This window comes from Epilithonimonas xixisoli (genome assembly GCF_004365655.1).
GTDB lineage: Bacteria > Bacteroidota > Bacteroidia > Flavobacteriales > Weeksellaceae > Epilithonimonas > Epilithonimonas xixisoli.
On the sequence record NZ_SOEO01000001.1, the window covers coordinates 1,211,928 to 1,234,302 of the forward strand.

The 22,375-nt window shown below is 35.2% G+C and carries 24 protein-coding genes; 8 read left to right on the forward strand and 16 right to left on the reverse strand.

What is annotated here, in order from left to right; all coding sequences use genetic code 11:
- Positions 1 to 106: 106 nt before the first annotated feature.
- Positions 107 to 2,434 (reverse strand): ATP-dependent helicase, encoded by a 2,328-nt coding sequence (locus B0I22_RS05520; RefSeq protein ID WP_133943644.1) that lies wholly within the window; start codon positions 2,432 to 2,434, stop codon positions 107 to 109.
- A gap of 148 nt (positions 2,435 to 2,582) precedes the next feature.
- On the opposite strand from B0I22_RS05520, the gene B0I22_RS05525 reads away from it, so the two are divergent.
- A complete protein-coding gene (locus B0I22_RS05525; RefSeq protein WP_133943645.1) occupies positions 2,583 to 3,686 on the forward strand; it encodes an FUSC family protein in 1,104 nt (367 codons plus the stop codon).
- Here B0I22_RS05525 and B0I22_RS05530 read toward each other — a convergent pair.
- From B0I22_RS05530 to B0I22_RS16240, 7 genes are all read right to left on the reverse strand, one after another.
- Positions 3,673 to 4,017 carry a hypothetical protein gene (locus B0I22_RS05530; protein ID WP_133943646.1) on the reverse strand — a complete coding sequence of 115 codons (345 nt, stop codon included), beginning with the start codon at positions 4,015 to 4,017 and terminating at the stop codon, positions 3,673 to 3,675. The two genes, B0I22_RS05525 and B0I22_RS05530, sit on opposite strands and share 14 nt — an antisense overlap.
- Position 4,018: 1 nt before the next feature.
- Positions 4,019 to 4,201 (reverse strand): hypothetical protein, encoded by a 183-nt coding sequence (locus B0I22_RS05535; protein WP_133943647.1) that lies wholly within the window; start codon positions 4,199 to 4,201, stop codon positions 4,019 to 4,021.
- Positions 4,202 to 5,260 (reverse strand): hypothetical protein, encoded by a 1,059-nt coding sequence (locus B0I22_RS05540; RefSeq protein WP_133943648.1) that lies wholly within the window; start codon positions 5,258 to 5,260, stop codon positions 4,202 to 4,204.
- Positions 5,261 to 5,516: 256 nt separating this feature from the next.
- Positions 5,517 to 5,936: a hypothetical protein gene (locus tag B0I22_RS05545; RefSeq protein WP_133943649.1), complete on the reverse strand. Its 420-nt coding sequence runs from the start codon at positions 5,934 to 5,936 to the stop codon at positions 5,517 to 5,519.
- 13 nt (positions 5,937 to 5,949) lie between these two features.
- Complete coding sequence (gene rsmG, locus B0I22_RS05550) at positions 5,950 to 6,585, reverse strand: 16S rRNA (guanine(527)-N(7))-methyltransferase RsmG (protein WP_133943650.1); 636 nt, start codon at positions 6,583 to 6,585, stop codon at positions 5,950 to 5,952.
- A 99-nt stretch (positions 6,586 to 6,684) separates the two neighbouring features.
- Positions 6,685 to 9,750: an Ig-like domain-containing protein gene (locus B0I22_RS05555; RefSeq protein ID WP_133943651.1), complete on the reverse strand. Its 3,066-nt coding sequence runs from the start codon at positions 9,748 to 9,750 to the stop codon at positions 6,685 to 6,687.
- Between the two features lie 290 nt (positions 9,751 to 10,040).
- Positions 10,041 to 11,288: a LuxR C-terminal-related transcriptional regulator gene (locus B0I22_RS16240; RefSeq protein WP_133943652.1), complete on the reverse strand. Its 1,248-nt coding sequence runs from the start codon at positions 11,286 to 11,288 to the stop codon at positions 10,041 to 10,043.
- Positions 11,289 to 11,570: 282 nt separating this feature from the next.
- Between B0I22_RS16240 and B0I22_RS05565 the strand changes: the two genes are divergently transcribed.
- The 4 genes from B0I22_RS05565 (at position 11,571) to B0I22_RS05580 (ending at position 14,419) form a co-directional block, all read left to right on the forward strand.
- A complete protein-coding gene (locus B0I22_RS05565) occupies positions 11,571 to 12,761 on the forward strand; it encodes a pyridoxal phosphate-dependent aminotransferase (RefSeq protein WP_133943653.1) in 1,191 nt (396 codons plus the stop codon).
- 328 nt (positions 12,762 to 13,089) lie between these two features.
- A complete protein-coding gene (locus B0I22_RS05570; RefSeq protein ID WP_133943654.1) occupies positions 13,090 to 13,722 on the forward strand; it encodes a peroxiredoxin in 633 nt (210 codons plus the stop codon).
- A gap of 86 nt (positions 13,723 to 13,808) precedes the next feature.
- Positions 13,809 to 14,120 (forward strand): thioredoxin family protein, encoded by a 312-nt coding sequence (locus B0I22_RS05575; protein ID WP_133943655.1) that lies wholly within the window; start codon positions 13,809 to 13,811, stop codon positions 14,118 to 14,120.
- Between the two features lie 50 nt (positions 14,121 to 14,170).
- The gene (locus B0I22_RS05580) at positions 14,171 to 14,419 is read left to right on the forward strand and encodes a DUF6952 family protein (RefSeq protein ID WP_133943656.1); all 249 of its coding nucleotides are present in this window, start codon (positions 14,171 to 14,173) and stop codon (positions 14,417 to 14,419) included.
- 57 nt (positions 14,420 to 14,476) lie between these two features.
- Here the strand turns inward: B0I22_RS05580 and B0I22_RS05585 are convergent, their stop codons facing one another.
- The 6 genes from B0I22_RS05585 to B0I22_RS05610 are packed head-to-tail and all read right to left on the reverse strand — an operon-like array spanning position 14,477 to position 17,988.
- Positions 14,477 to 14,923 (reverse strand): GNAT family N-acetyltransferase, encoded by a 447-nt coding sequence (locus B0I22_RS05585; RefSeq protein WP_133943657.1) that lies wholly within the window; start codon positions 14,921 to 14,923, stop codon positions 14,477 to 14,479.
- Positions 14,920 to 15,417 (reverse strand): thermonuclease family protein, encoded by a 498-nt coding sequence (locus B0I22_RS05590; RefSeq protein ID WP_133943658.1) that lies wholly within the window; start codon positions 15,415 to 15,417, stop codon positions 14,920 to 14,922. Before B0I22_RS05590 ends, B0I22_RS05585 begins: the two co-directional genes overlap by 4 nt.
- A gap of 8 nt (positions 15,418 to 15,425) precedes the next feature.
- Positions 15,426 to 16,019, reverse strand: coding sequence for a Crp/Fnr family transcriptional regulator (locus B0I22_RS05595; protein WP_133943659.1), 594 nt, complete (start codon positions 16,017 to 16,019; stop codon positions 15,426 to 15,428).
- A gap of 54 nt (positions 16,020 to 16,073) precedes the next feature.
- Positions 16,074 to 16,448: a bacillithiol system redox-active protein YtxJ gene (ytxJ, locus tag B0I22_RS05600; RefSeq protein ID WP_133943660.1), complete on the reverse strand. Its 375-nt coding sequence runs from the start codon at positions 16,446 to 16,448 to the stop codon at positions 16,074 to 16,076.
- Between the two features lie 56 nt (positions 16,449 to 16,504).
- Positions 16,505 to 17,200 (reverse strand): ZIP family metal transporter, encoded by a 696-nt coding sequence (locus B0I22_RS05605; protein WP_133943964.1) that lies wholly within the window; start codon positions 17,198 to 17,200, stop codon positions 16,505 to 16,507.
- Between the two features lie 8 nt (positions 17,201 to 17,208).
- The gene (locus B0I22_RS05610; RefSeq protein ID WP_133943661.1) at positions 17,209 to 17,988 is read right to left on the reverse strand and encodes an SAM-dependent methyltransferase; all 780 of its coding nucleotides are present in this window, start codon (positions 17,986 to 17,988) and stop codon (positions 17,209 to 17,211) included.
- A 102-nt stretch (positions 17,989 to 18,090) separates the two neighbouring features.
- Here B0I22_RS05610 and B0I22_RS05615 point away from each other — a divergent pair, with 102 nt between their 5' ends.
- A complete protein-coding gene (locus B0I22_RS05615; RefSeq protein ID WP_133943662.1) occupies positions 18,091 to 19,257 on the forward strand; it encodes a THUMP domain-containing class I SAM-dependent RNA methyltransferase in 1,167 nt (388 codons plus the stop codon).
- A 1-nt stretch (position 19,258) separates the two neighbouring features.
- On the opposite strand, the gene B0I22_RS05620 is transcribed toward B0I22_RS05615, so the two are convergent.
- Positions 19,259 to 19,600 carry a hypothetical protein gene (locus B0I22_RS05620; RefSeq protein ID WP_133943663.1) on the reverse strand — a complete coding sequence of 114 codons (342 nt, stop codon included), beginning with the start codon at positions 19,598 to 19,600 and terminating at the stop codon, positions 19,259 to 19,261.
- 62 nt (positions 19,601 to 19,662) lie between these two features.
- Between B0I22_RS05620 and B0I22_RS05625 the strand changes: the two genes are divergently transcribed.
- The gene (locus B0I22_RS05625; protein WP_133943664.1) at positions 19,663 to 20,661 is read left to right on the forward strand and encodes a glycosyltransferase family 2 protein; all 999 of its coding nucleotides are present in this window, start codon (positions 19,663 to 19,665) and stop codon (positions 20,659 to 20,661) included.
- 69 nt (positions 20,662 to 20,730) lie between these two features.
- Here B0I22_RS05625 and B0I22_RS05630 read toward each other — a convergent pair whose 3' ends face one another.
- Positions 20,731 to 21,324 carry a DUF3244 domain-containing protein gene (locus B0I22_RS05630; protein WP_166668180.1) on the reverse strand — a complete coding sequence of 198 codons (594 nt, stop codon included), beginning with the start codon at positions 21,322 to 21,324 and terminating at the stop codon, positions 20,731 to 20,733.
- A 178-nt stretch (positions 21,325 to 21,502) separates the two neighbouring features.
- Here B0I22_RS05630 and B0I22_RS05635 point away from each other — a divergent pair, with 178 nt between their 5' ends.
- Positions 21,503 to 22,375 (forward strand): AraC family transcriptional regulator, encoded by an 873-nt coding sequence (locus B0I22_RS05635; RefSeq protein ID WP_133943666.1) that lies wholly within the window; start codon positions 21,503 to 21,505, stop codon positions 22,373 to 22,375.

The window sequence follows — 22,375 nt, forward strand, 5'->3', positions numbered from 1 at the left end:
ATTCTTTTTTGTTCTTTCTCAAGAATTAATTTCCCTAATTCTTTTGTGGCTTTTGTGGTTAAAAAAATTATTTTCTTGAATCTTTTGCCTTTATTCTTGTTTCTTTTTAAATCTTAGTCAATTTAGCGAATTTCAAGATAAGGTTTTTCTCTCCTTCGTTTTTGAAAATCACTTTTGCTTTGATATTTTGCGGGTCGGTTCCATCTAAAAACTCAACGGTTCCAACACCAAAACGGTCGTGTCTTACGTTGTCACCAACTTCGATATCTTGTGAAGATGAACCACTTGGATTGATGATTTTTGCCGTCGCAATCGGTTTTAATTGTTTTGGAACTGGGGCATTGAAGTTGCGTTCCAGCGTTTTTTTCTCCTCTTTCTTTTTGAAAAATCGAGGTTCGGAAGGCGCGTCATCAAAGATATTAGAATCAATTCCGGAGCGATTGATGAATTTCAATTCTGCAACTGGATTGATCATTTCGACATATTTAGCGTCTATTTCGCTCAAAAATCTCGAAGGTTCTGCATCGGTAATTTTTCCCCATTGGAACCTGGAAACGGCGTAAGTGAAAAATACTTGTTTCTCGGCTCTCGTCAAAGCCACATAAAACAAACGTCTTTCCTCCTCCAATTCTTCTCTTGTGGACGAACTCATAAAGCTTGGGAAAAGGTTTTCCTCAAGTCCAACTAAATGAACTATAGGGAATTCCAAACCTTTTGACAAGTGGATAGTCATTAATGAAACCTTATCTTTATCGTCGTCTTTATCATTTTGAGTATCAGATGACAAAGCAATATTTTCCATAAAGTTGGACAAACTCGGGTCACCACCTTCAATCTGAGTCTGTTCCTCAATGAAACCTTGCATCGAGTTCAGTAATTCCTGAATATTTTCTACTCTTGAAATCCCTTCTGGTGTTGCGTCTTCTTTTAAAAACTTAATCAAACCACTTCGTTTCGCCACTTCCATTGCAACGTCGTAAACATTGTCTGTTTTCAGCATTACTTGGAAGGCTTTTATCATTGCCCAGAAATCGCCTAACTTTGTGAGAATTCCATTATTAAGACCTAATTGTGGCGCATAAAAACCAAGATTATCGAGAACTTGAGCAACCGGAACGTTTTGAGAATCTGCGAAAACCACCAATTTGTTTTGAGTCGTTTCCCCAATTCCTCTTGCCGGATAATTGATGATTCTTGATAACGCTTCGGAGTCATTTTCATTAACCAAAATCCGAAGATAAGCTACCAAATCTTTTACCTCTTTCCTTTGATAGAAAGACAATCCGCCATAAACTTTGTACGGAATATTCTTTTTCCTCAACGCATCTTCAAAGGCTCTCGTCTGGGAATTAGTCCTGTAAAGAATCGCAAAATCTGAAAAATGACGTTGTTGCGTGTTGTGTAATTCGTAGATATTGGCAGAAACAAAATTCGCTTCGTCCGCATCAGAAAGACTTCGGTAGATTTTTATTTTTTCTCCAACTTCATTTTCACTGAAGACATTTTTCTTGAATTGCTGTAAATTTTTGGAGATTACAACATTCGCCGCATCCACAATATTTTGCGTGGAACGGTAATTTTGCTCAAGAGAAACCGTCATCGCATCAGGATAATCCTTTTTGAAATTCAAGATGTTATGAATATTTGCACCACGGAACGAGTAAATTGATTGAGCATCGTCTCCAACCACACAAATATTTTCAAATTTTGAAGCTAAAGCTTTGACAATCAAATACTGGGAATGATTTGTATCCTGGTACTCATCAACCAAAATATATCTGAATCTGTCTTGATATTTCGCTAAAACTTCTGGAAAACGAGTCAGTAATTCATTGGTTTTCAACAACAAATCATCAAAATCCATTGCGCCATTTTTGAAACAAGCTTCGACGTATTTTCTATAAATATTGCCGATGTGTTTCATATTGGCTTTCTCGTCAGCTTCCATCAATTCTGGATTGTTGAAGTAAGCATTGACTGTAATTAGATTATTTTTATACTGAGAAATCCTCGATAAAACCTTCTTAGCTTTGTAAACGTCCGAATCGATGTTCATATCCTTGATGACCTTTTTCATCACATTTAGAGCATCTTGCATATCGTAAATCGTGAAATTGGAAGGATAACCGAGATGATGACCTTCGCTTCTCAAAATCCTTGCAAAAACCGAGTGAAAAGTTCCCATCCAAAGCGAACGCGCATTGCTGTCTCCAACGAGTTTTGCGATACGTTCTTTCATTTCCTTCGCCGCTTTGTTGGTAAAAGTCAAAGACAAAATATTGAAAGGGTCCACTCCATTCGTAATCAGATGCGCAATTCTCATCGTGAGCACTCGCGTTTTGCCAGAACCTGCGCCTGCCAAAACCATCAGCGGTCCTTGCAAGGTGGTAACTGCTTCTAACTGAGGCTCGTTCAATCCTTTCAGATAATCCATTCTATTCTCAAAATTTTAAGATAACAAAAATAGCGTTTTTTATGCAATTTCTCAGTCGTTATAAATTTGAATTTCAACAATTATGAGGTAATTTTGCAAGCGTAAAAAATGAATCTAATAACTGTCTAAAACTCAATAAAAAGTAATTTTGAACGCCGAATATATCAAGCAAGAATTCCTGTCTTTTTTCAAACTAAAACCTTCGCCAAGAAGTTGGCATATTCCATTTTTGGCTGGATTGGCAGTTGGGATTCCGCTGATTTTTGGCTACTTTTTGGGCGATATCAGATCTGCTCTCACAGCAAGTTTGGCGGGATTGGTTATCATTTATATTCCCAGCAGTAGCGATTTTATTGAGACGATGATGAAGATGTTTGTCTGCTCATTTGGGATGATAATTTCGTATGGTTTAGGATTGACTTTTAGTTTTAATCTTTGGATTGGGTCTTTGGTTTTCGGTATTTTTTCGGCGATTGCATATTACATTGCAAGATATTTTAATCTGAAACCGCCGGGGAGTTTTTTCTTCATCATGATGGCTTCTATGGCAATCGGACTTCCACACGATTTAGAATTGATTCCGAAACGGGTTGGGATTTTCACGATTGGAACTGTGAATGCTTGCCTTATTTGTTTAATTTACAGTGTTTTAAACTCCAAAAAAGAATCGAATAAAAATCGTACGACTTTTCATATCAATCCTTATGTGAATCTTGTAGAATCTTTTATTATCGGGATTTGTATGTTGGTTTCAGTTTTCATTGGGAAGTTTTTCAATCTTGATTATCCTTATTGGATTCCGATTTCCAGCTTGGCAGTTTTGCAAGGCGTGAATCAATATCATATTTGGAAACGTGGTTTGCACAGAATTATCGGAACCACGATTGGACTTGGAATCGCTTGGTTGATTTTCTCTTATGTCACTTCGCCATTGTTGATTTGTGTTTCCATTATCACACTTCAAATCATTGTTGAAATGTTGATTACAAGACATTATGCATTAGCTGTAATGTTTCTCACACCAATGGGAATTCTCTTGGCTGAAACCGGAAGTTCTACTTCACTTAATCCTGATTATCTTTTGCAAATGAGATTGGTAGAAATTTTAATTGGTAGCGCGATTGGTTGTATTGGCGGTTGGTTTTTGTACAATGAAAGGGTCAGATTCAATTCTGTAAAACATTTGAGAAAATCGAAAGTGGTTTTGAAAAAGAGTTTTTTGAAGAAAGATAATTTTGTTACAAAACATTGACTGTAATTCCCATTATCACGAGGATTGCAATAATTATCAAAACAATATTTGAATTGGCTAATTCTCGACAGTTTCTTTTGGTCAATTTTATAGCTTCAAAAATCATAAATCCAAACCATCCCAGAATGATCGCAGCGCCCAAAATAGCAAGTTGAATATTTGCGTCGAGCGCAGCCACAAACAAGATTGCACAAACTCCAATTATGGTAACAATCAGAACAACAACTCTTACAACGGTGTGAATCAGTACGTTTTGTTTTGGATTTGAAAGATTGTCGTTGGTTTCTTTTTGTTGTTTTATATCAAATAACTCATTAAATTCTTCATTCATATCATTTCTGTTTTTGATATAGTTTAATGAAAAAAGCAGTAAGTCCAGCATAGGCCAAAACCTGCAACATTCCCGTTACCATATATAGTTTTTCTGAGAAACCAATGCGCGGAAATAGGTAAACCAAATGAGTTAAAGTGAGAATAGCCAACGAAATGATAGCTATTAATGTATGATTTTTCATCTAAGTATTTTTATTGATTAGGGTTTCAACTAATGTCGATATTTTTTTTGAAATATTTTCTTTTGAATAATTACTAAAATTAAAACTTTGATTTTTAACTTCCGAAAATTGAGCCTGTAAGTCTGATTTTTCTTTAATAATAAATTCTAAATCTGACTTGTATGTCTCTGGGAAAATTGCTGGTCTTCCGTATTTGATTGCGTCGCCGATATTGCCACTTATTTTTGTTTTTCCATAACCTTCATTGATAGAGAAAAATTCGGTTTCTTTTTGAATTGGGCAATATAGAACGTCTGATTTTCTCATCCAATCATCAAAAATGTTCTGTTTTATTTTTTCTTCAAAATACTGAATTTTAATAAATTGTGGTACATTACCTGAAAATAACTTTAATTTTTCTAATTCTTTTCCTGAAGCTTTCCCTAGAAAAATAATTTCATAGTTTATTCCAATATCTTTGAACTTTTTCAAATTTTCAAGAAATGAATCGTAATCTCTCCTACTTTGCGAAACTGCGCCCGGAATTACAATTTTGATTATTTCTTCTTGCGATTTTTGAGAAGTGAATTGATTAAAATAGATTGGTAAAAATTCAAGATTATTTTGTTTTGACATCCATTCATCAATTCCCACAAGATACTTTGATTTTTGATAAACTTTCGGTGCTTCCAAAAGTCCTTCTTTCAGAAATAATTTCAGACGGTACTTAAAATCTTTTTTGAAAATACTTTTGAATAATTGCCAAGTCGAAGCTTTGGTAAAATTCAGATTATGAACAAGAATCGCTGTGTTGAATTTCTGAACAATCGCTTTATAAAAATTGAAATGCCGATGAACCGTTCCAATGATAATCAAATCATATTTCTTCTTTTCGAGAATTTCCAAAAGCTCAGAATAATCGGTCAGAAAAACATTTTTTTCGTGAATGTTCAGGAATTTGAAAATCTTTTCGGAGAAGTAGAAATCCACAGAAATCTCATTTGAATCCTTGGTCAATTCATGAAAATTGGATGCCAATTCTGCGTGTGTATCGAGTTCTATGTAAGCTATTTTTTTCATTTTTTATGACAGCAATTTTTTATTGATAAAAATAACTTAGATTGAGGAAAAGAATTCCAAAAGAATTGACAAATTTTATACTTTTTTTTAGCTGATTGGATTGCAAAACCCATAGCCCCGATTGCAGTGGAAATCCTTTTTTGCGTAAACTTCGAGTTCAACTTAATGCCAATTGTCTGCAAAAAAGATTGCAACGGAAAGCGGGAAATAGCTCCTAAAAAAATAAATTTTCCCCCGACTCTAAAGGGTGGAAAATCTACTCTACCACAACTTTCTTCTCAAAAAAAGTATTGGCTCCAGCGGTGTCTTTTCCGTTGAAAAATTTGAAAGTGTAAGTTCCTGTTTTTACGGGTTTGAAGTTGATTCGGCTTCCATCTACATAGGTTCCATCGGCGCAAGCTTCATTGGTTTTGTAGGCGAAATTTGCGATGGTTCGCACGGAATCATTGGTGTAATTGTAATCGTAGCTGTAGATGCCTTCGCAACCTCGGGTGAAAGTCGAATATATTTTAAACTCTTGCGTCACGCCCAAAGTCATTGTGTCAATTGGAATTTTCACACTGTCTATTTTTCTGGCGGAAACCTCTGTGATCTCTGGATAATCGTCATTGTTGTTGCAAGAGATTGCTGTTGCAGACAAAACCGAAATCATGGATAATACAAATACTTTCTTCATAATCGTTTCTTTTTTAATTGTTGAAATTACCTTTGGAAAGATAAACTACTTTTTTGGTATCGAAAAATTCGCCTTCGAAATAATTTTTGAGCTGGAAGATCTCACATCGCAATCCTGCCAATTCCTCTGCCAAATCGCCTCCTTTGAGGTAGAGAACGCCGTTGTGCTTTGGATTGAACTGCTCTTTTTCAAATTTCCCTCTAAGCCACGTTAGAAAAACCGGCATCTGTGTCACCGCTCGGCTGACTACGAAATGGAATTTCTCCTTCAACTGTTCTGCCCGCATATGATGCGCCGTCACATTTTTGAGACCTAGACTTTCTGCAACACCTTTCACAACCGTGATTTTTTTACCGATGCTATCCACCAACGTAAATTGTGCATTTGGGAAAAGAATTGCCAACGGAATCCCAGGAAAACCTCCACCAGTTCCGATGTCTAGGATTTTTGTATTGTCAGCAAATTCCATCACTTTTGCAATGCCGAGGGAATGGAGAATGTGTTTTTCGTAGAGACTGTCTGTGTCTTTTCTGGAAATGACGTTGATCTTCTCATTCCAATCTTTGTACAGGATTTCTAACTCAGCAAACTGATCTTTTTGCTCGCTGGTGATATTGGGGAAATATTTTAAAACTAATTCTAATGACATAGAGCGAAATTATGAATTTTTAAGATGAGATTAAGAAAAAACCATCAAAAATAATTTTGATGGTCTTAGAAAATTTATTGGTATTTGTGTTTTATAATTTTACTTCAAGACTTTTTTGGTTACGATGGTGCTTCCAGATCTTGCTTTGATGATGTAAAGTCCTTCGGCGAAATTGGCATTATTAATCAAAACTTCTTTTGTAGAAATTTTTGAATTATAAATCAATCTTCCCAATGCGTCGTAAACGCTTACTTCGTCAAGATTCTCAGGAGATTTTACGATAAAGTTTTGGCTGTTTTTTGTAACGATAATTCCTTTCGAATTAGTTTCTCCAGTTCCAAGAGTTCCAGAAGATTTATAAACAATCTCGAATCTGTTTTCATATTGTCCTGAATTTGTGAAGAAAACATAAGGAGTCGCTGTAATATCTACAATCTTATCGAGGTTTTGGTCTTTCAAATATACAGATTGGTTGGAGTCGAAAATCCCCTCTCTGTCTGTCAAAGAAATTGTATAATTGCCTGAAACTGATGCTTTGAAACCAACCCTTACAACATCGTCTTGGTTGAAGTTGGGATTTTTTGACTGGATCGCCAATTTGCGGTTATCCAAAACGCTCCAGAAAGAGTCACTTCCCACCGCTAGAAGATCTGCGTCATAATCTTTATCAAAATTATTGGTTGCATTGTTTATGTAGGCAATCAGGATTTCATTATTGATATCTGTTGGCGATTTGAACTCTAGCCAGAATCTGTTTTTCTGAACTGTGGTTTTGTTGTAATAATTTGCTACACTAGTTGTTCTCAAACTATTATTAAAAGTCAAAGGTTGATTTTTCCCTGTTTCTATTGCTTGGATTATGAATCCTTGACCTACGGAAATACTTCCTGTCGGTCTTTTGCTAGCATTTCCAACATAGGTTGCGGAAACACCTCCACCATTATTAATAGTCGCATAATTATTCCCTCCATAATTCGAGCTTTGCTGTCCAACAAATTTACCATCATTGTTGGTCCAGAAATAGGCAATTGCATTTATTTTTGTTTTGTTAAGATCATAGAAATCTTCAAAATCAATATTTGATGGATATGGATTCCCAATCATATTGAAACCGTGGTTGGCATCTGTCCATTTTAAAGGATAGGAAGAAATATCGCCATTGCGAGGTGTTCCAACAAATTCAAAATTTGCAACTGGCGTAGTATTAGTAATATTTACATCGAAGTTGTTTTTTCCGCGGATGGCGTAACCTCTAGCTTTTTCGAATGTAGATTCAGAATTGAGAGTAATCTCACCAGGAATAGATGTTTTGAAATAATCTGTTTTTTCGTCATAAACATAAAATCTGTTCCAAGGTGTTCCGTTTGGATTATAGTTAGCTGCAACCGCTTGATTGTAACCTGCTGAAAACTGATACAAATTCTGACCATCTACTGGTGACGACCAATAATTGTATCCCATTTTTGGCATTACGGCTAATTTTTTAACTGTAATTTTTCCGACGTTTGGCGCAGCAGTATTTTGTAATAAGTTAGCATCATTGTCCAAAACAAATGAAGTCTCGGCAGAATTACGATTTACAATCTGACCGTTTACAGTAATGTATCCGCCTGCATTGATGTTCAAAGTTCCTCCCTCATTGATAGTCAGATTTTGGCTTTCGAAATTTCCGTTGATGGAAGTGTCATATTTTGTTTGAATGATGGCGTTTCTGGTGGCATTCGGTAATCCGTTGCTCCAATTTGGACTTGTAGGAGTAGCCATGTGCCACATTGTTCCGTTAGAAGAATAAACGTGATTATAAAATATCCCTTCGATTGCGGGACCTAGAGAATTGTTTAAATATCGAATCGCATATTGCCCATTGACTCTGTAAAAATATAGTCTAATGTATAACCTTTCTCCTGGCTCTACTTTTACATCAGAATTAAAGTTGAACTTTTTATCTTCGAAACTAGCATTGAAAGTTCCAGAAGACAACGTAAAAACATTAGAAGAAAAATTGGAATTCTTTGAATATCTCACTTCATAATTCGCTGATCCACCAATATATCCACGACCAGTAAAGTTGAATGATTTTGGTTCAATTGTTTTTATTGAACTGTTATTGTACAAAACAAATTCCGTATACTTTGAACTGTCCAATGTTGCAGAACTTGATAGATTGGAAAATATAAAAACCGGTGTGTTTTCTGAACCATTAGCAACTGTAACACCTCCTCCATTTGTCATTTGAGTAGAGGATATAAACGATGGCTGAAGAGATGTTCCCTGAAAATCATTTTTATCCCATCTAATCAAAGTTGTAGACGTGTTGATAGTTGTATTAACAGTTACTGTGGCAGTATTAGATTTTCCAAATTTATTTTTGATGTAATATGTAAAAGTATCTGAACCTGCATAACCTTCATCGGGTAGATAATTAACGGTATTGTTTGGGTTTATTTTAGTGGTTCCGTGTAATGGTTGTGTAATCCTTATAGAATCAACTGTATTACTGAAATCATCATTTGAGAGGACATTCAAATCCAAATCATCATTAATAAAATTTGAATATGTATCGTTATATGCAACGGGCGTAGTTGAGCTGGACTCTACTGTACCTTTGAACACTGGACCATGGTTATCACCTTCTTTGAAAAGTAGTTGCATCGCATTGTTTGTATTATAGATATACATTCTCAGATGCAAAACCTGACCATCTGTTGCAATTGGTTTAGGAAAATTGGTAAGTGCAAAAGTGGTCATAGTTGACGTTATAGTCGTTTCTGCAAGAACTTCTTTAGGATTAGAAAAATTGGCATCCAATGAGTAGTCAATCCTCATCTTCGCAGACCCACCTTGCATAATACAACGAAAATTAAATTCTGTCACATTCAGCTTGTACAAATTATCTGGACGAATTGTGAATTGTAAGTATTTAGAATAGTCAATAGCCTGCTGTGGCGTTGGCCAACCTCCAGTTGCAAAAACATTATACTTGGTGCCACCAATCCAATAGTCATAGTTTGAAAGGTTAACTGTGGCGGATAAATTCCCAGCAGTTAAGTGACTTCCAGAAACAGTTGGTACGTTTGTTCCTTTATTCCATCTCACCAAATCCGTCTGCGCAAAAAATAAATTTGAAAATAAGAGTAAAAAAAGCAGAAAGTAATTTTTAATCATCGTTTTAATTGGTTTTTTGAGGGTGCAAAATTAAATTATGTAATTATTATTCATATTAACATATGGTAAGAATTATTTCATTTTAAAATATTGTATTTATTGCGAAATAATCCGATAAAATCAATAATTTTCTCGACAGCGAAAGCAAATGATTATTACATTATCGCTAAACGGAATGCAATATTATTAATTACTTGATAATTATGCTAATATAACACCCTAAACCCTTGTGTATAAAGCAAAAACTATCCCTGAGGATAGTCTTTGTATGGTGTATGTTGTAGGTGATTTTAGGAATTCTGACTCAGTCTTCTGAAAAAATCCTTTCGGTCTTTGATGTTAAGAATACCGTAAATATTTTTTATATGATATTTCACCGTACTCTCGCTTATAAAAAGTTTCTCGGCAATTTCTTTGTTGGAAAGCCCATCCGCCATGTGAATCAACAACTCTTTTTGACGATTGGTTAACTCATCGGAACTCAGAAAAAACTGTTTCTCGCCATTATAAAATTTGGTTTGAGTATCGGAAAACGCATCAATTTCCAATTTCATTTCTTGCAACTCCTGCATCATTTTCAGCTTATCAATTTTGATTTTGGATGTCTTTTGATAATAATAGAAAACAATCCCGCAAGCAATTAAAATCGTAAAGATTAAAAAAACATTGTTTTTCCAATGTTCAGATTCTTCTTTTATGAAGACACCCTTTCTTGTGTAAGCTTTGTCCGTAAGATGCATTTCCGAAACCGTAGATTCGATATCTTCCAAACCTCTCAATGAGTCCAGTTCAGAACCAATCAGGTAAGCCTTTCCTAAAAGATTATTTTCTTTGTAAATGCGCTCCATCTCCGACGCTGCAAAAATCTTGTATTTCAAAATATTACAACGGTCCGATAGCGCCCGGCTTTTTTCATAGATCTGTTCCGCTTTTTCTACATTTTTCCTTTTGCCTTGCAGCGTCATCATTTTCACAAAAACAGTTGGAAGATTGCAAGGACTTGCTGTTTTCATTATTTTAAGTGCCTCGTTGTATTTAGCTTCCGCCTCTTCAAATTTTCTCTCATCCTGAAAAAGAAAACCTTCCTGCATCAATATATAGGATTGATCTTCCGGAAAAGGATTTTTATAATTCTGAAGCGCAATATGATTCATCACCTCTCGCGACTTCTGGAAATCTTTGTTATCAAAGTAAACAAACGCGTATTCATAGTCAATCCGCATTTTCAACCGATGATCTGCAGGCAGTTCCTCCGCAAGCGTTTTACACCTGCCAAGATTATAGATGCACATTGTGTAATCTCCAACACTGCGGTACGTAGCCGCCATAAAAAAAACAACGTGAGCTCTCTCCTCATTAGTCAAATCAACATTCAATAAAATATCGGATAATTTTTTCTGAGAAAGTTTGTAATTGCCTAGGCGGTTGTTTTGGATAATTTCTTGTTCTAATGAATTAAGATTAATGCTTTGCGCACTAAACAAAACTGAAAACAAAAGAAAAAAAACCGCGATACATCTCGCACAATTAAGACTCATCAATTTGTGTTTTAAATAAATAATTTTTCAATTCAAAATTATAAAGAAATAAATTCCGAATAGAAACACAAAAATAATTAATTATTAATTTAATTTATCATCAAATAATTGTTTTTTATCATTATTTCGGTAAAAATCACCACCAATATTTCAAACATTAGTTTAAATTTAAAAATAATTTACTTTAACCATAATTACTATTGATTCAATTTTTTCCTAATACTCTTTTTGAGGTTTAATTTAAAAAATTATATTTGTCATTAATCTAATTACAAAATAATAATGAGTAAGATTTCTGATAGATTGAACAGGCTGAGCTATTCTCAGACTTTCGTGATGAGTAACAAGGCAAGAGAGATGAAAGCTGCCGGAATAGACGTGATAAGCCTGACTTTGGGCGAGCCGGATTTTGATGTTCCTCAGAAAATAAAACAAGCTGCTTTTGATGCCATCAACGAAAACTACAGCCACTATTCGCCCGTTCCGGGATTTTTGGAACTGAGGCAAGCCATATCAGAAAAACTGAAAAGAGATAACAATCTGGATTACAAACCGACACAAATCTGTGTTTCCAACGGTGCCAAACAATCCATCATCAATGTTTTATCGGCGATTATCAATGATGGTGACGAGGTCATTCTTCCCGCTCCATATTGGGTAAGCTACGACGAAATGGTAAAATTGGTTGGCGGAACGTCGGTTTTCATACAAACTTCCATCGATACGGAGTTCAAAATCACGGCAGAACAATTGGAAAAAGCCATCACGCCGAAGACAAAAGCATTGCTTTACAGCTCACCCTGCAATCCTTCCGGAAGTTATTACACTGGCGAAGAATTGGAAGCTATTGCCAACGTGATTGCAAAATATCCAGACATCACGATCATTTCCGATGAGATTTATGAGTTTATTAATTATGAAGGCAAACACGTTTCCATTGCAAGTTTCCCACAGGTTTATGAGCAAACAGCGGTAATTAATGGGATGAGTAAAGCGTTTGCAATGACGGGTTGGAGAATTGGATATTCCGCATGTCCGGAATGGCTGGCAAAAGCTTGCGACAAAGTTCAAGGTCAAATGACGAGTGGCGCCAATACAGTTGCACAAAGAGCTTCTATCACAGCGTTGCAAATGGATCCGTCTGAACTGCAATATATGTTTACAGAATTTCACAAAAGAAGAGACATCGTTTTTGATTTGATGAAAGACATCAAAGGATTCAAATGCAATCTTCCGAAAAGTGCGTTCTATTTCTTCCCGGATATTTCTTATTTCATCGGAAAAAACCTGAATGGAACCGAAATCAAAGATTCAGACGATTTCGCGATGTATCTTTTGGAAAATGCGAATGTTGCTTGTGTCGGAGGTGTAAGTTTTGGTAGTCCAGAATGCATACGTTTTTCCTACGCAGCCTCGGAAGACGACTTGAGAGAAGCAATGAAACGAATGAAAGATTGCGTAGAGAAGTTTTAAAATCTGACAGCTCAGACTTTTTAAGATCTCTGTAAAATAAAATTAAACATCACTTTTCGTGGTGTTTTTTTGTAGAATTAATTTCATTTTTCCGATTTACCTCATTCATATTGTTAAATTTTTGTTTGAAATTGGATTAGAAACTGATGAATTATTTAGATTAATTATGAATTAAAATCGTCATAATCATTAAACAAATGAGATTCAATGGCTTTTTTAAATTCATTTGGTTCGATAGATTTTATAAATCGAAAATTAATATTCAATTCACAAAATCTTTGTAATTTCGCACTATCAAATTTTAACAAACTTATAAAACTTAAATATTATGTCATTAGTAGGAAAATTATTCCCAAATGTAGCGATTGATGCAATGAGCGAAATGGGCGACGATCTTAAAATCAACGTTTTCGAAGAAGCAGTAAACAACCAACAAAAAGTAATTTTGTTCTGGTATCCAAAAGATTTCACTTTTGTTTGCCCTACAGAATTGCACGCTTTCCAAGAAGCTTTGCCAGAATTCCAAAAGAGAAATACAATCATCATCGGTGCATCTTGCGATACGAATGAAGTACATTTCGCTTGGTTGAATACTCCAAAAGACAACGGCGGAATCGAAGGTGTAACTTACCCAATCTTGGCAGATACGCACAGACAATTGGCAAACATCCTTGGAATTGTAGATCAGGATTTGGATTACGATGAAGAAGGAAACGAGGTTTACACAGGTTCAAACGTAACTTACAGAGCAACTTATTTGATCGACGAAACTGGAAAGATCTTCCACGAGTCTGTAAACGATATGCCACTTGGAAGAAACGTGAAAGAATATCTTCGTTTGATCGATGCTTATGCTCACGTTCAAAAACACGGCGAAGTTTGTCCTGCAAACTGGGAAGAAGGTAAAGAAGCAATGAATGCCAACAGAACTGGCGTTGCAGAATACTTCAGCAAAAACTAAGATAAGAATCTGAAAATGTAACAGTTTAACAATGAATCAATTATTTGTAAATTGTTAAACTGTTACATTGCTAAATTTATAAAATTATGTACATAGAACTTACAGAAGACAACTTGCAACAGATTGTAAGTGAAAATGATAAAGTGATGGTTCAGTATGGCGCAACGTGGTGTGGAAACTGCAGAATTATGAAACCGAAATTTAAAAAATTGGCTTCAGAAAATGATGAGATTCCTTTCTATTACGTGGATGCAGAGAAATTGCCAGAAAGCAGAAAATTGGCGACGGTTGACAATTTACCAACTTTCGCCGTGTTTGAAGGTGGAACTTTGAAAAGCCAAGTTCAAACCAATAAGGCTGAAAGTTTGACCACATTATTTTCAGAAATAAAAGCTTAGAATAATTAATTTTTTAATCATTTAATTTTTTAATCTTTAAATTTAAAATAATGAAACTACCCATCATAAGACAGTTTTATCAAAACCAAACGCCAGAAAATCTGGAAGCGACTTTGGAAGTTTTGGAAAGTTTTTCAGAATTCCGAAGTGTGTCTGAGGAAGATTTGAACGTTGCAGGAGAATTGATAACAAACATTTGTGGCGCGCTAGAAGTTCACGCAAACGTAAAAAACGGAATGAGCGAGAAAGATGCGCTCAACTCATTTGCTCAAAAAGTAATGGGATCCATCGATAAATAAAAGTTCGCTTTTATAAAATATTAAGGCTTTAGAATAATTTTTTCTAAAGCCTTTTTTTTAATTCTTCAGAATCATCAAACTTCTTTTATGATTCTGAAAACCATAATTTTCGTATAGTTTTTTCGCTTTTTCATTATGGTTTTCAATTTCCAAAAGCACGACTTTGAAGCCATTTTCAACCGAATAATTTTTCACAAATTCCAAAGCTTTTTTCCCCAATGATTTCCCTTGAAAATCTGACTTGATGAACAACTCATCCAAAAACAAAATCTCACCACCAAACTCAAAACTAAAATATTTCACGAGAATAATGTAACCTGCCATTTGACCTTCGGAAAGTATTTTGAAACAATTACCATATTTTTCTTCAGTAATGAATTTATTAAAATTATCCATCGTCACTTTTTCATCAAAAGGATAAAGATCGATGGCGTAGAAATCCCGCATCATTTGGGACAATTCCGGAATATCGGAAAGGTTTGCTTTTAAAATTTCGTGCTTCATTTTTTCTTTTTTTCTCGCCAAAGCCAAGGCTCTATCGGATTATCTTCTTTCCAAAGTCCCACTCTATTTTTTCGGGCTAGTTTTTCCAATTGTGCGTAAATCGGATCTTTGGAATATTTTGTAAAATGCCAAGCCATTCCGCGCTTTATCATTTCCTGATTGACATTTTGATTTTTATTATTGATGACAACCGCAATCAATCTTTTGTATCGATCATATTTTTCGCCTTTCACGGTCACGATTCTCCCAAAACAAAGATCAGACAATGCCAATTTTGCATGGTTCCCGTAGGGTTGTTTTCCGCGTTTCTCAGGACAATCGATGTGTGCTAAACGGATTTTGGTCGGTACATTTTTGTAAAGAATTTCCATCGTGTCACCATCAGAAATCCCAATGACTTTTGCAGAAAATGTTTTGTTGGAAAGCTTTTCGGAAAGTTGGGTTTGACCAAAAACCTGTACAGAAAATAAAATTAGAAATAGAAGATTTTGCATTTAAAAATTTAAATCTCAAATTTCTTCTTCGCCAATTCTTTTCTTACTCTACTCAGACTTTCGGGTGTGATTCCAAGGTACGAAGCCACCATCCATTGTGGCGCTCTCAGCATTAGATTTGGATATTTTTTCAAAAATTCAAGGTAGCGTTCTTCTGCGGTTGTGCTAATGAGCGCATTCACACGATTCTGCAGATTCTTGATATGATTGAACATCAACCGTTGATTTTTCTCCGCAACATCTGGATAAATCTTTGACAAATCCTCAAAAAAACCTTCTCGGGTGACAATGATTGTACTTTCCTCAATCGCCTCTATGTAAAAACGAGATTTTTCATTTAGCAATTGGCTGGTGGTGTCCGAAATAATCCAGTTTTCTGGTGCGAACTGAATCACGTGTTCTTTACCAACTTTATCGATAGAATACATTCTCAGCAGGCCTTTTTCCACGAAAAAAGTACAATCCGAAATCTCGCCTTCTCTTAGAATGATTTCATTTTTTTTAGCCTGTTTCACTTCATAAAAAGAGGAGCAAAACTCTAAGCTGTCTATAGGAACGCCCAAAATCTTGGATAGATGATTTCGGAAATTTTGATATTCCATAAGTGTGTTTTTGTAATTTTATCTGTTAGCTTTTTCAGGCTTTAACAGTCAAGTTTAAACTTTTTCCAAATCGATACTTTGATGAGATGCGTTGTGAGTGGCTTTCCCATTTTCCAAAGCGATAAGTTGTGGACTTTGATGCGTGACATCGAAACGGCATTCTATTTCGTTTGAAACACTTCGATTGGCAATCAAATCAAGAAAATAATAAGCATAATTTTTGTCAGAGTTTTGCATTTGTTTTTCAAAATTCCTCAGCACAGTTTTACTAATAAAACAGCGCGTAGAATGTTTGAAAATCAAGACTTTCTGCTGAGAAGATTTCTCAACGGCTAAGTCCAAATCTTTTTCGGATTCAATTTTTTTCCAAAGACTTTTTGTCTGGTCCTGCTCTTCTTTTTTACCAAATAATTGATCTAAAAATCCCATAAAATCGATTTGAGTAAAATTATGATTTTCTTATCAGAGTAGAAAATATTTTTTGATTAATGATGGTGATGAAAAAGATGTCCCGTCAACGCCAATGCAATCCCGACGATCACAAGAACAATCTTCTGCCAATCCATCTTATGATTCTTGTTGCTTTCAAAAATAATAACAGACGAAATATGAAGAAAAATACCGCCAACAACGGCCAAGAAATAGACTTTCAAATCCTCATCAAAATATCTTCCCAACAACATTCCCAATGGTGAAGCTAATGCGAAAACAGAAACGATGACCCAAAATTTGGTAGAGAAATTTTTACTGTGCGCCAAGAAACTTCCCAACACAAAAGAAATCGGAATGTTATGAAACAAAATCCCCAAAAGATAAGGCGAAAACGTCTCTTTCTCGTGTGACAACGGAATTCCCTCGATAAAAGCGTGGACAAACAATCCAGCAATCAAAGCAACCGGAAGAATTGTGTGATCGTCAGAATGGTGATGAAGATGGCCGTGTTCAAAACCTTTGGTGAGATTTTCCAACAACATTTGGATTAAAACACCCAGAATCACGAAAATCCCTATTTGATGTCCGCCTAATTCGTAAACCTCAGGAAAAACTTCATTAAGGCAAATCGTAATCAAGAAACCTGCGCTTAGAACCAAAAGATTTTTAGCGAATTGCTGTTTGCTCCCGAAGTATTTTCCAAGAAAAACACCGATTAAGACGCTCAATATGAGTAGTAAAATTATAATCATAATCTTTAGTTGGAAGATGGATGTTGGATGTTAGAAGTCTTCCCGCTTCCATCTTCTGACTTCTGACGCTTAAACAAATTGATACAACGTGGCGAGCTAGATTCATCAAAATCATTAAGCTGATAATCGCCCCATCTTTTCACCAATTCAAAACCGAATTCTTGCGCATATTGATGGATTTTTTCAGCAGATGTGAGTTTTACTTTTTCGAAAAAATGAAATTTTTCACCTTTGTCTTCAAAATCGATTTCTTTGATAATATGATTGTTTTCAATTTTTTTATTGATATTAAAAACAATATTTTCCTTCTCGCTAGAACTTTGCGGAACAATCGCATTTTTCACAAATTCCGCATTCAGAAAATCTAAAACGAAATAACCGTCATCTTTCAAAACATCGGAAACAGATTGGAAAACGCTTTTGTCTTCGGCTTCAGTCTCAAAATATCCAAAACTCGTAAACAAATTGAAAACCGCATCTACAGGCTCGCTTTCAATTGGATTTCGCATATCGTGAACTTGAAACTTCAAAGTTTCTGTCTCGAATTGCTTATCAAAACTGATGCTTTGCTCAGACAAATCCAAACCTAAAACATCGTAACCCAACTTATTCAGATAAACCGAATGCCTGCCTTTTCCGCAAGCCAAATCGATTATTTTTGAATTTTTCTCAAGCTTTAGAAAATCGGTTAAAAGATTCAGAAAATTTTCTGCCTCCTTGTAATCTCTGTTGTTGTATAAAATATGATAATATGGTGTATCAAACCATTCTTCGAACCATTGCATTTTGCAAAAATAGTGAAAATAGACGTGAGACAAATAGAATATAGATGATAGATTTTTCAAATCAATTATCATTTATCGATTATCATTCATTAATTTTGCAGAATGGATATAGAAAATCTTCAGATACAGGTCAAAACTTTTTTCGGATTAGAACAGATTTTGGCAGAAGAAATCAAGAAATTGGGAGGTAAAAATGTGGAAATCAAAAACCGCGCAGTCACTTGCGAGGGCGATTTGGGATTCCTTTATAAACTCAATTATTCTTGCAGAACAGCGGTTAAAATCATCATTCCGATAATGGAATTCAAGGCTTACAACGAAAGTAAATATTACGATAAATTGTTTAAGTTCGAATGGGATGAATTCTTGGAACCAAATCAAACATTTGCCATTGATGCGACTGTAAACTCTGAAAGATTTCACCATTCTCAGTTTATGACTTTGAAAATGAAAGATGCCATCGTCGATTATTTTCAGGACAAACATAAGATGAGACCAAGCGTGAACAAGGACAATCCGGATATCAAATTCCATCTTCATATCGACAGAGAATTGGTAACGATTTCCATCGATAGTTCCGGCGATCCGCTTTTCAAACGTGGTTATAGAAAGGAACAAACTGTCGCACCAATCAACGAAGTTTTGGCTTCTGGAATGTTGCAACTCGCAGGTTGGGACGGAAAAGGAAATTTTCTGGATCCAATGTGTGGTTCTGGAACATTGTTGATAGAAGCGGCGATGATTGCAATGGACTTGCCAGCGCAAACTTTCAGAAGAAATTTCGGTTTTCAAAACTGGAAAAACTACGATTCTGAATTATTCAAAACCATTAAAGAAGTTCGACTAAACCGTGTGAAAGAATTCACAGGAAAAATCGTTGGTTATGATGTTGATTCTGAAGCTTTGGACGTTGCGCACATTAACATAGAATCTGCCGAAATGGAAGATATCATCACACTAAGAAACAAAGATTTTTTCGAATCTGAGAAAGATCTGTTCCCATTATTAATGGTTTTCAATCCGCCTTATGACGAGAGAATTTCTATTAATGATGATGATTTCTACAAGAAAATCGGTGATACTTTCAAACAACATTATCCAAATACTTTGGCTTGGCTGATTTCTGCTGACCTTGATGCACCTAAGAAAATAGGATTGAGACCTTCAAGAAGAATCAAATTATTCAACGGTAAATTGGAAACGAGATTCTTGCAGTATGAAATGTATGATGGATCTAAGAAAGGGAAATATATGAATAAGGAGGAATGATTTAACTTATTATTTTTATAAGATAAAATATTCCGAATAATATTATAAAAATTGACAATAAAGCGATTACATAGATTTTATAAATCTTTTTAGATTGTTGTAAATCAGAAACGCCATAATTTTCATTCAAAGGAATTATGGCGTTTTCCTTTAATATCAAATTAATCTTCGCACGGTTTTCTTCAAGAAAATAATATCTGCGATAATCAGAAATATTTGTATTGCTTATGACATCAGTAGAAAAAGGAATTTCATTTTGCGAAAGAAGGTTCTCAAATTGAATGGAATCTTTGAATAGAATTAATGTCTTGAAATGCTCTTTTTCGAAAATTTTAAAATCCATTGTCACTTTTTCCCAAATTTAAAACCTTTTTCAATATTTTTGGAAATAATTTTACATTCAACTTGAATCCAACCATCTCCATCATCATCGCCATCTTCAACAGAAAAGACGAATTATTCGAACTTCTCAATTCCTTGTCTCATCAAACAGACAAAGATTTTGAAGTCATAATCGTGGATGATGGTTCCAAAATCGCGCTTCTTCCGACTGTAGAATTATTCGAAGAACAATTGGATATTCAGTTTTTCCGAAAAGAAAATTCCGGACCCGGACTTTCCCGAAATTACGGTGCAAAACGGGCAAAAAATGATTGGTTGGTTTTTGTAGATTCCGACGTGATTGTTGAGACAGATTACATCGAAAATATTAAGAAAAATCTTACCAAAAATCCTTGCGATGCTTTTGGTGGCGCAGACAAAGCGCACCGAGGTTTCAACTTGATGCAAAAGGCAATCTCCTACTCTATGACTTCGGTTTTCACAACTGGCGGAATCCGTGGCAATAAAAAAGCAGTGACGAAATTTCAGCCGAGAAGTTTCAATATGGGCGTGAACAAAGAGAAATTCTTACAAGTTGGTGGATTCTCCGAAATGCGAATTGGTGAAGACCCAGACTTATCGATGACGTTTTGGGAAAATGGCTACACGACTTTATTTTTTGACAACATCGGCGTTTATCACAAACGAAGAACGGACTTTGGTAAATTCTCAAAACAAGTTTACCAATTCGGTTGTGCAAGACCGATTCTGAACCAACGACATCCAAAATATGTGAAGCCGACTTTTTGGTTTCCAAGTATTTTTTTGATGGGATATTTTGTTGGAATTATTCATTATTTCGTTTGGGGAAATGGATTGATTCTCGCTCTGTACGGCCTTTACACGTTTTTGGTTTTCATCCACGCTTGGATTGTGACAAGGAACATCAGCATCGGTTCTATGGCGGTGATTTCCACTTACATCCAAATGTTTTCCTACGGCTACGGTTTTCTGAAATCCTGGTTCAAATTGAATATTCTGAAACAAACGCCGAGAGAAGCTTTCCCAAAACATTTTCATTAATAAAAACAAAAAAAGCTTCAAAATTGAAGCTTTTAAGAAAATAGTATATAAACCTTAGTTTCCTGGAAACTATTTCAAAGTAATCATCCTGCTGAAGCTGTCGCCGTCTTTTTCAACATTGATGATGTAAGTGTCTGCATTGGCAGGATTCAGATCAAAAGTAAGATCCAAATTGCCATCTTTAGTCACATTATTTTTACTATAATACGTGTTGTTCAGCGTATCGTAGATGGAAACTCGCACATCGCCAATCACGTTTGCCATCTGTAGTTTTACGATGTTTTTATTAATCGTATATTCTGGTTTTGTAATCGCAGAAACAGGCGCCTGATCTACAATCACATTTTTCTCGTCCACTGTTATTTTGTATTTCTCAATTTTCGATTCAGATTCTGCAACCAAATAATATGTTCCGGCAGTCATATCGCTCATATTGTAAGCTTTTTCTACACTGTCATTACTGATGATTTTCTCTGAAAAAATTTCACCTCTCTCTCCATTGTAAACGTAGATGGAAACATTCTTGGCATTAGATAATTCAAAATTTACTGTTTTATTTCTTACCTCTTTTATTGCGACAGAGAAATCTTTATCTTTTGCTAAAATATTAGTTGATAAGAACAAAAATCCTGCAAGGAAACTTAATTTAATTAGCTTATTCATAATCATATCTTTTTATGTTGTTTTACAATGCAAATGTATAATGGATTTAAAACTTCTGATACTATACAATTTTCACAAATATGTTCTATATTAACATAAACTAAATGTTAACTAAATATAAATAGACAATATTGAATATATAATTTTCTTTTCGTACTTTTGTTCTAAGGATTAAATTATGAAACATTTCAACCCAGCCTTTGAAGCTATCAAACCCAATTTAGGAAGTAGTTTTACCTGTCTCAGATTTTCCCGAAACGAAAACATCAAATCGCACGTTTGGCATTATCATCCCGAGATTGAGCTGATCTTCGTCTGCGGTGGTTCTGGCAAAAGACAGATTGGGAGTAATATCTCTTACTTTACGGAAGGTGATTTGATTTTGATTGGAAGCAACTTACCACATTGCGGTATGACAAATGAAAACACCAAAAATGATTATGAAATCGTGATTCAGTTTTCGCAGAATTTTATGGGTACCGAATTTTGGAATGCTCCAGAAATGAGCAAAATCCTTACAATGTTGGAAAAAGCAAAAAGCGGAATAGTCTTCGGAGAAAAAGTAAAAAAAGCCTTGAAAAGTAAACTGGAAGCTTTGTCCGAATCTTCCTCTCTGGACAAACTTATGAAACTGATTGATATTTTGGATTCGCTGGCCACCACGTCGGATTACAAAATTCTAAATGCCGGAAAATACTATCTCCAAACGCAGAAAGAAGACAATGACAGGATCAATCTCATCTTCAACCACGTGAAAGATAATTTCAAAAACCAAATCAGTTTGGAGGAAGTCGCAGGATTGGCAACGATGACGGTTCCTTCTTTTTGCCGATATTTTAAGAAGATTACCAACAAAACATTCACCCAATTTGTGAACGAATATCGCATCACACACTCACTGAAACTTTTGGCGGAACAACCGATGAGCATTACAGAAATCTGTTTCGAAAGCGGCTTCAACAACTTCAGTTATTTCAACAAAACTTTCAAAGAGCATACGCAAAAAAGTCCGTCTCAGTATCGGAAGGAGTTTAGTAATATTTTGGCTTGA

Coding starts and splice junctions, on each gene's coding strand:
- B0I22_RS05620 (WP_133943663.1), bottom strand. CDS start 19,600: ATGGATTTTAAAATTTTCGAAAAAGAGCATTTCAAGACATTAATTCTA.
- B0I22_RS05555 (WP_133943651.1), bottom strand. CDS start 9,750: ATGATTAAAAATTACTTTCTGCTTTTTTTACTCTTATTTTCAAATTTA.
- B0I22_RS05535 (WP_133943647.1), bottom strand. CDS start 4,201: ATGAAAAATCATACATTAATAGCTATCATTTCGTTGGCTATTCTCACT.
- B0I22_RS05585 (WP_133943657.1), bottom strand. CDS start 14,923: ATGAAGCACGAAATTTTAAAAGCAAACCTTTCCGATATTCCGGAATTG.
- B0I22_RS05545 (WP_133943649.1), bottom strand. CDS start 5,936: ATGAAGAAAGTATTTGTATTATCCATGATTTCGGTTTTGTCTGCAACA.
- B0I22_RS05520 (WP_133943644.1), bottom strand. CDS start 2,434: ATGGATTATCTGAAAGGATTGAACGAGCCTCAGTTAGAAGCAGTTACC.
- B0I22_RS05580 (WP_133943656.1), top strand. CDS start 14,171: ATGAAACTACCCATCATAAGACAGTTTTATCAAAACCAAACGCCAGAA.
- B0I22_RS05565 (WP_133943653.1), top strand. CDS start 11,571: ATGAGTAAGATTTCTGATAGATTGAACAGGCTGAGCTATTCTCAGACT.
- ytxJ (WP_133943660.1), bottom strand. CDS start 16,448: ATGGGATTTTTAGATCAATTATTTGGTAAAAAAGAAGAGCAGGACCAG.
- B0I22_RS05540 (WP_133943648.1), bottom strand. CDS start 5,260: ATGAAAAAAATAGCTTACATAGAACTCGATACACACGCAGAATTGGCA.
- B0I22_RS05570 (WP_133943654.1), top strand. CDS start 13,090: ATGTCATTAGTAGGAAAATTATTCCCAAATGTAGCGATTGATGCAATG.
- B0I22_RS05615 (WP_133943662.1), top strand. CDS start 18,091: ATGGATATAGAAAATCTTCAGATACAGGTCAAAACTTTTTTCGGATTA.
- B0I22_RS05635 (WP_133943666.1), top strand. CDS start 21,503: ATGAAACATTTCAACCCAGCCTTTGAAGCTATCAAACCCAATTTAGGA.
- B0I22_RS05610 (WP_133943661.1), bottom strand. CDS start 17,988: ATGCAATGGTTCGAAGAATGGTTTGATACACCATATTATCATATTTTA.
- B0I22_RS05630 (WP_166668180.1), bottom strand. CDS start 21,324: ATGAATAAGCTAATTAAATTAAGTTTCCTTGCAGGATTTTTGTTCTTA.
- B0I22_RS05530 (WP_133943646.1), bottom strand. CDS start 4,017: ATGAATGAAGAATTTAATGAGTTATTTGATATAAAACAACAAAAAGAA.
- rsmG (WP_133943650.1), bottom strand. CDS start 6,585: ATGTCATTAGAATTAGTTTTAAAATATTTCCCCAATATCACCAGCGAG.
- B0I22_RS05575 (WP_133943655.1), top strand. CDS start 13,809: ATGTACATAGAACTTACAGAAGACAACTTGCAACAGATTGTAAGTGAA.
- B0I22_RS16240 (WP_133943652.1), bottom strand. CDS start 11,288: ATGAGTCTTAATTGTGCGAGATGTATCGCGGTTTTTTTTCTTTTGTTT.
- B0I22_RS05590 (WP_133943658.1), bottom strand. CDS start 15,417: ATGCAAAATCTTCTATTTCTAATTTTATTTTCTGTACAGGTTTTTGGT.
- B0I22_RS05595 (WP_133943659.1), bottom strand. CDS start 16,019: ATGGAATATCAAAATTTCCGAAATCATCTATCCAAGATTTTGGGCGTT.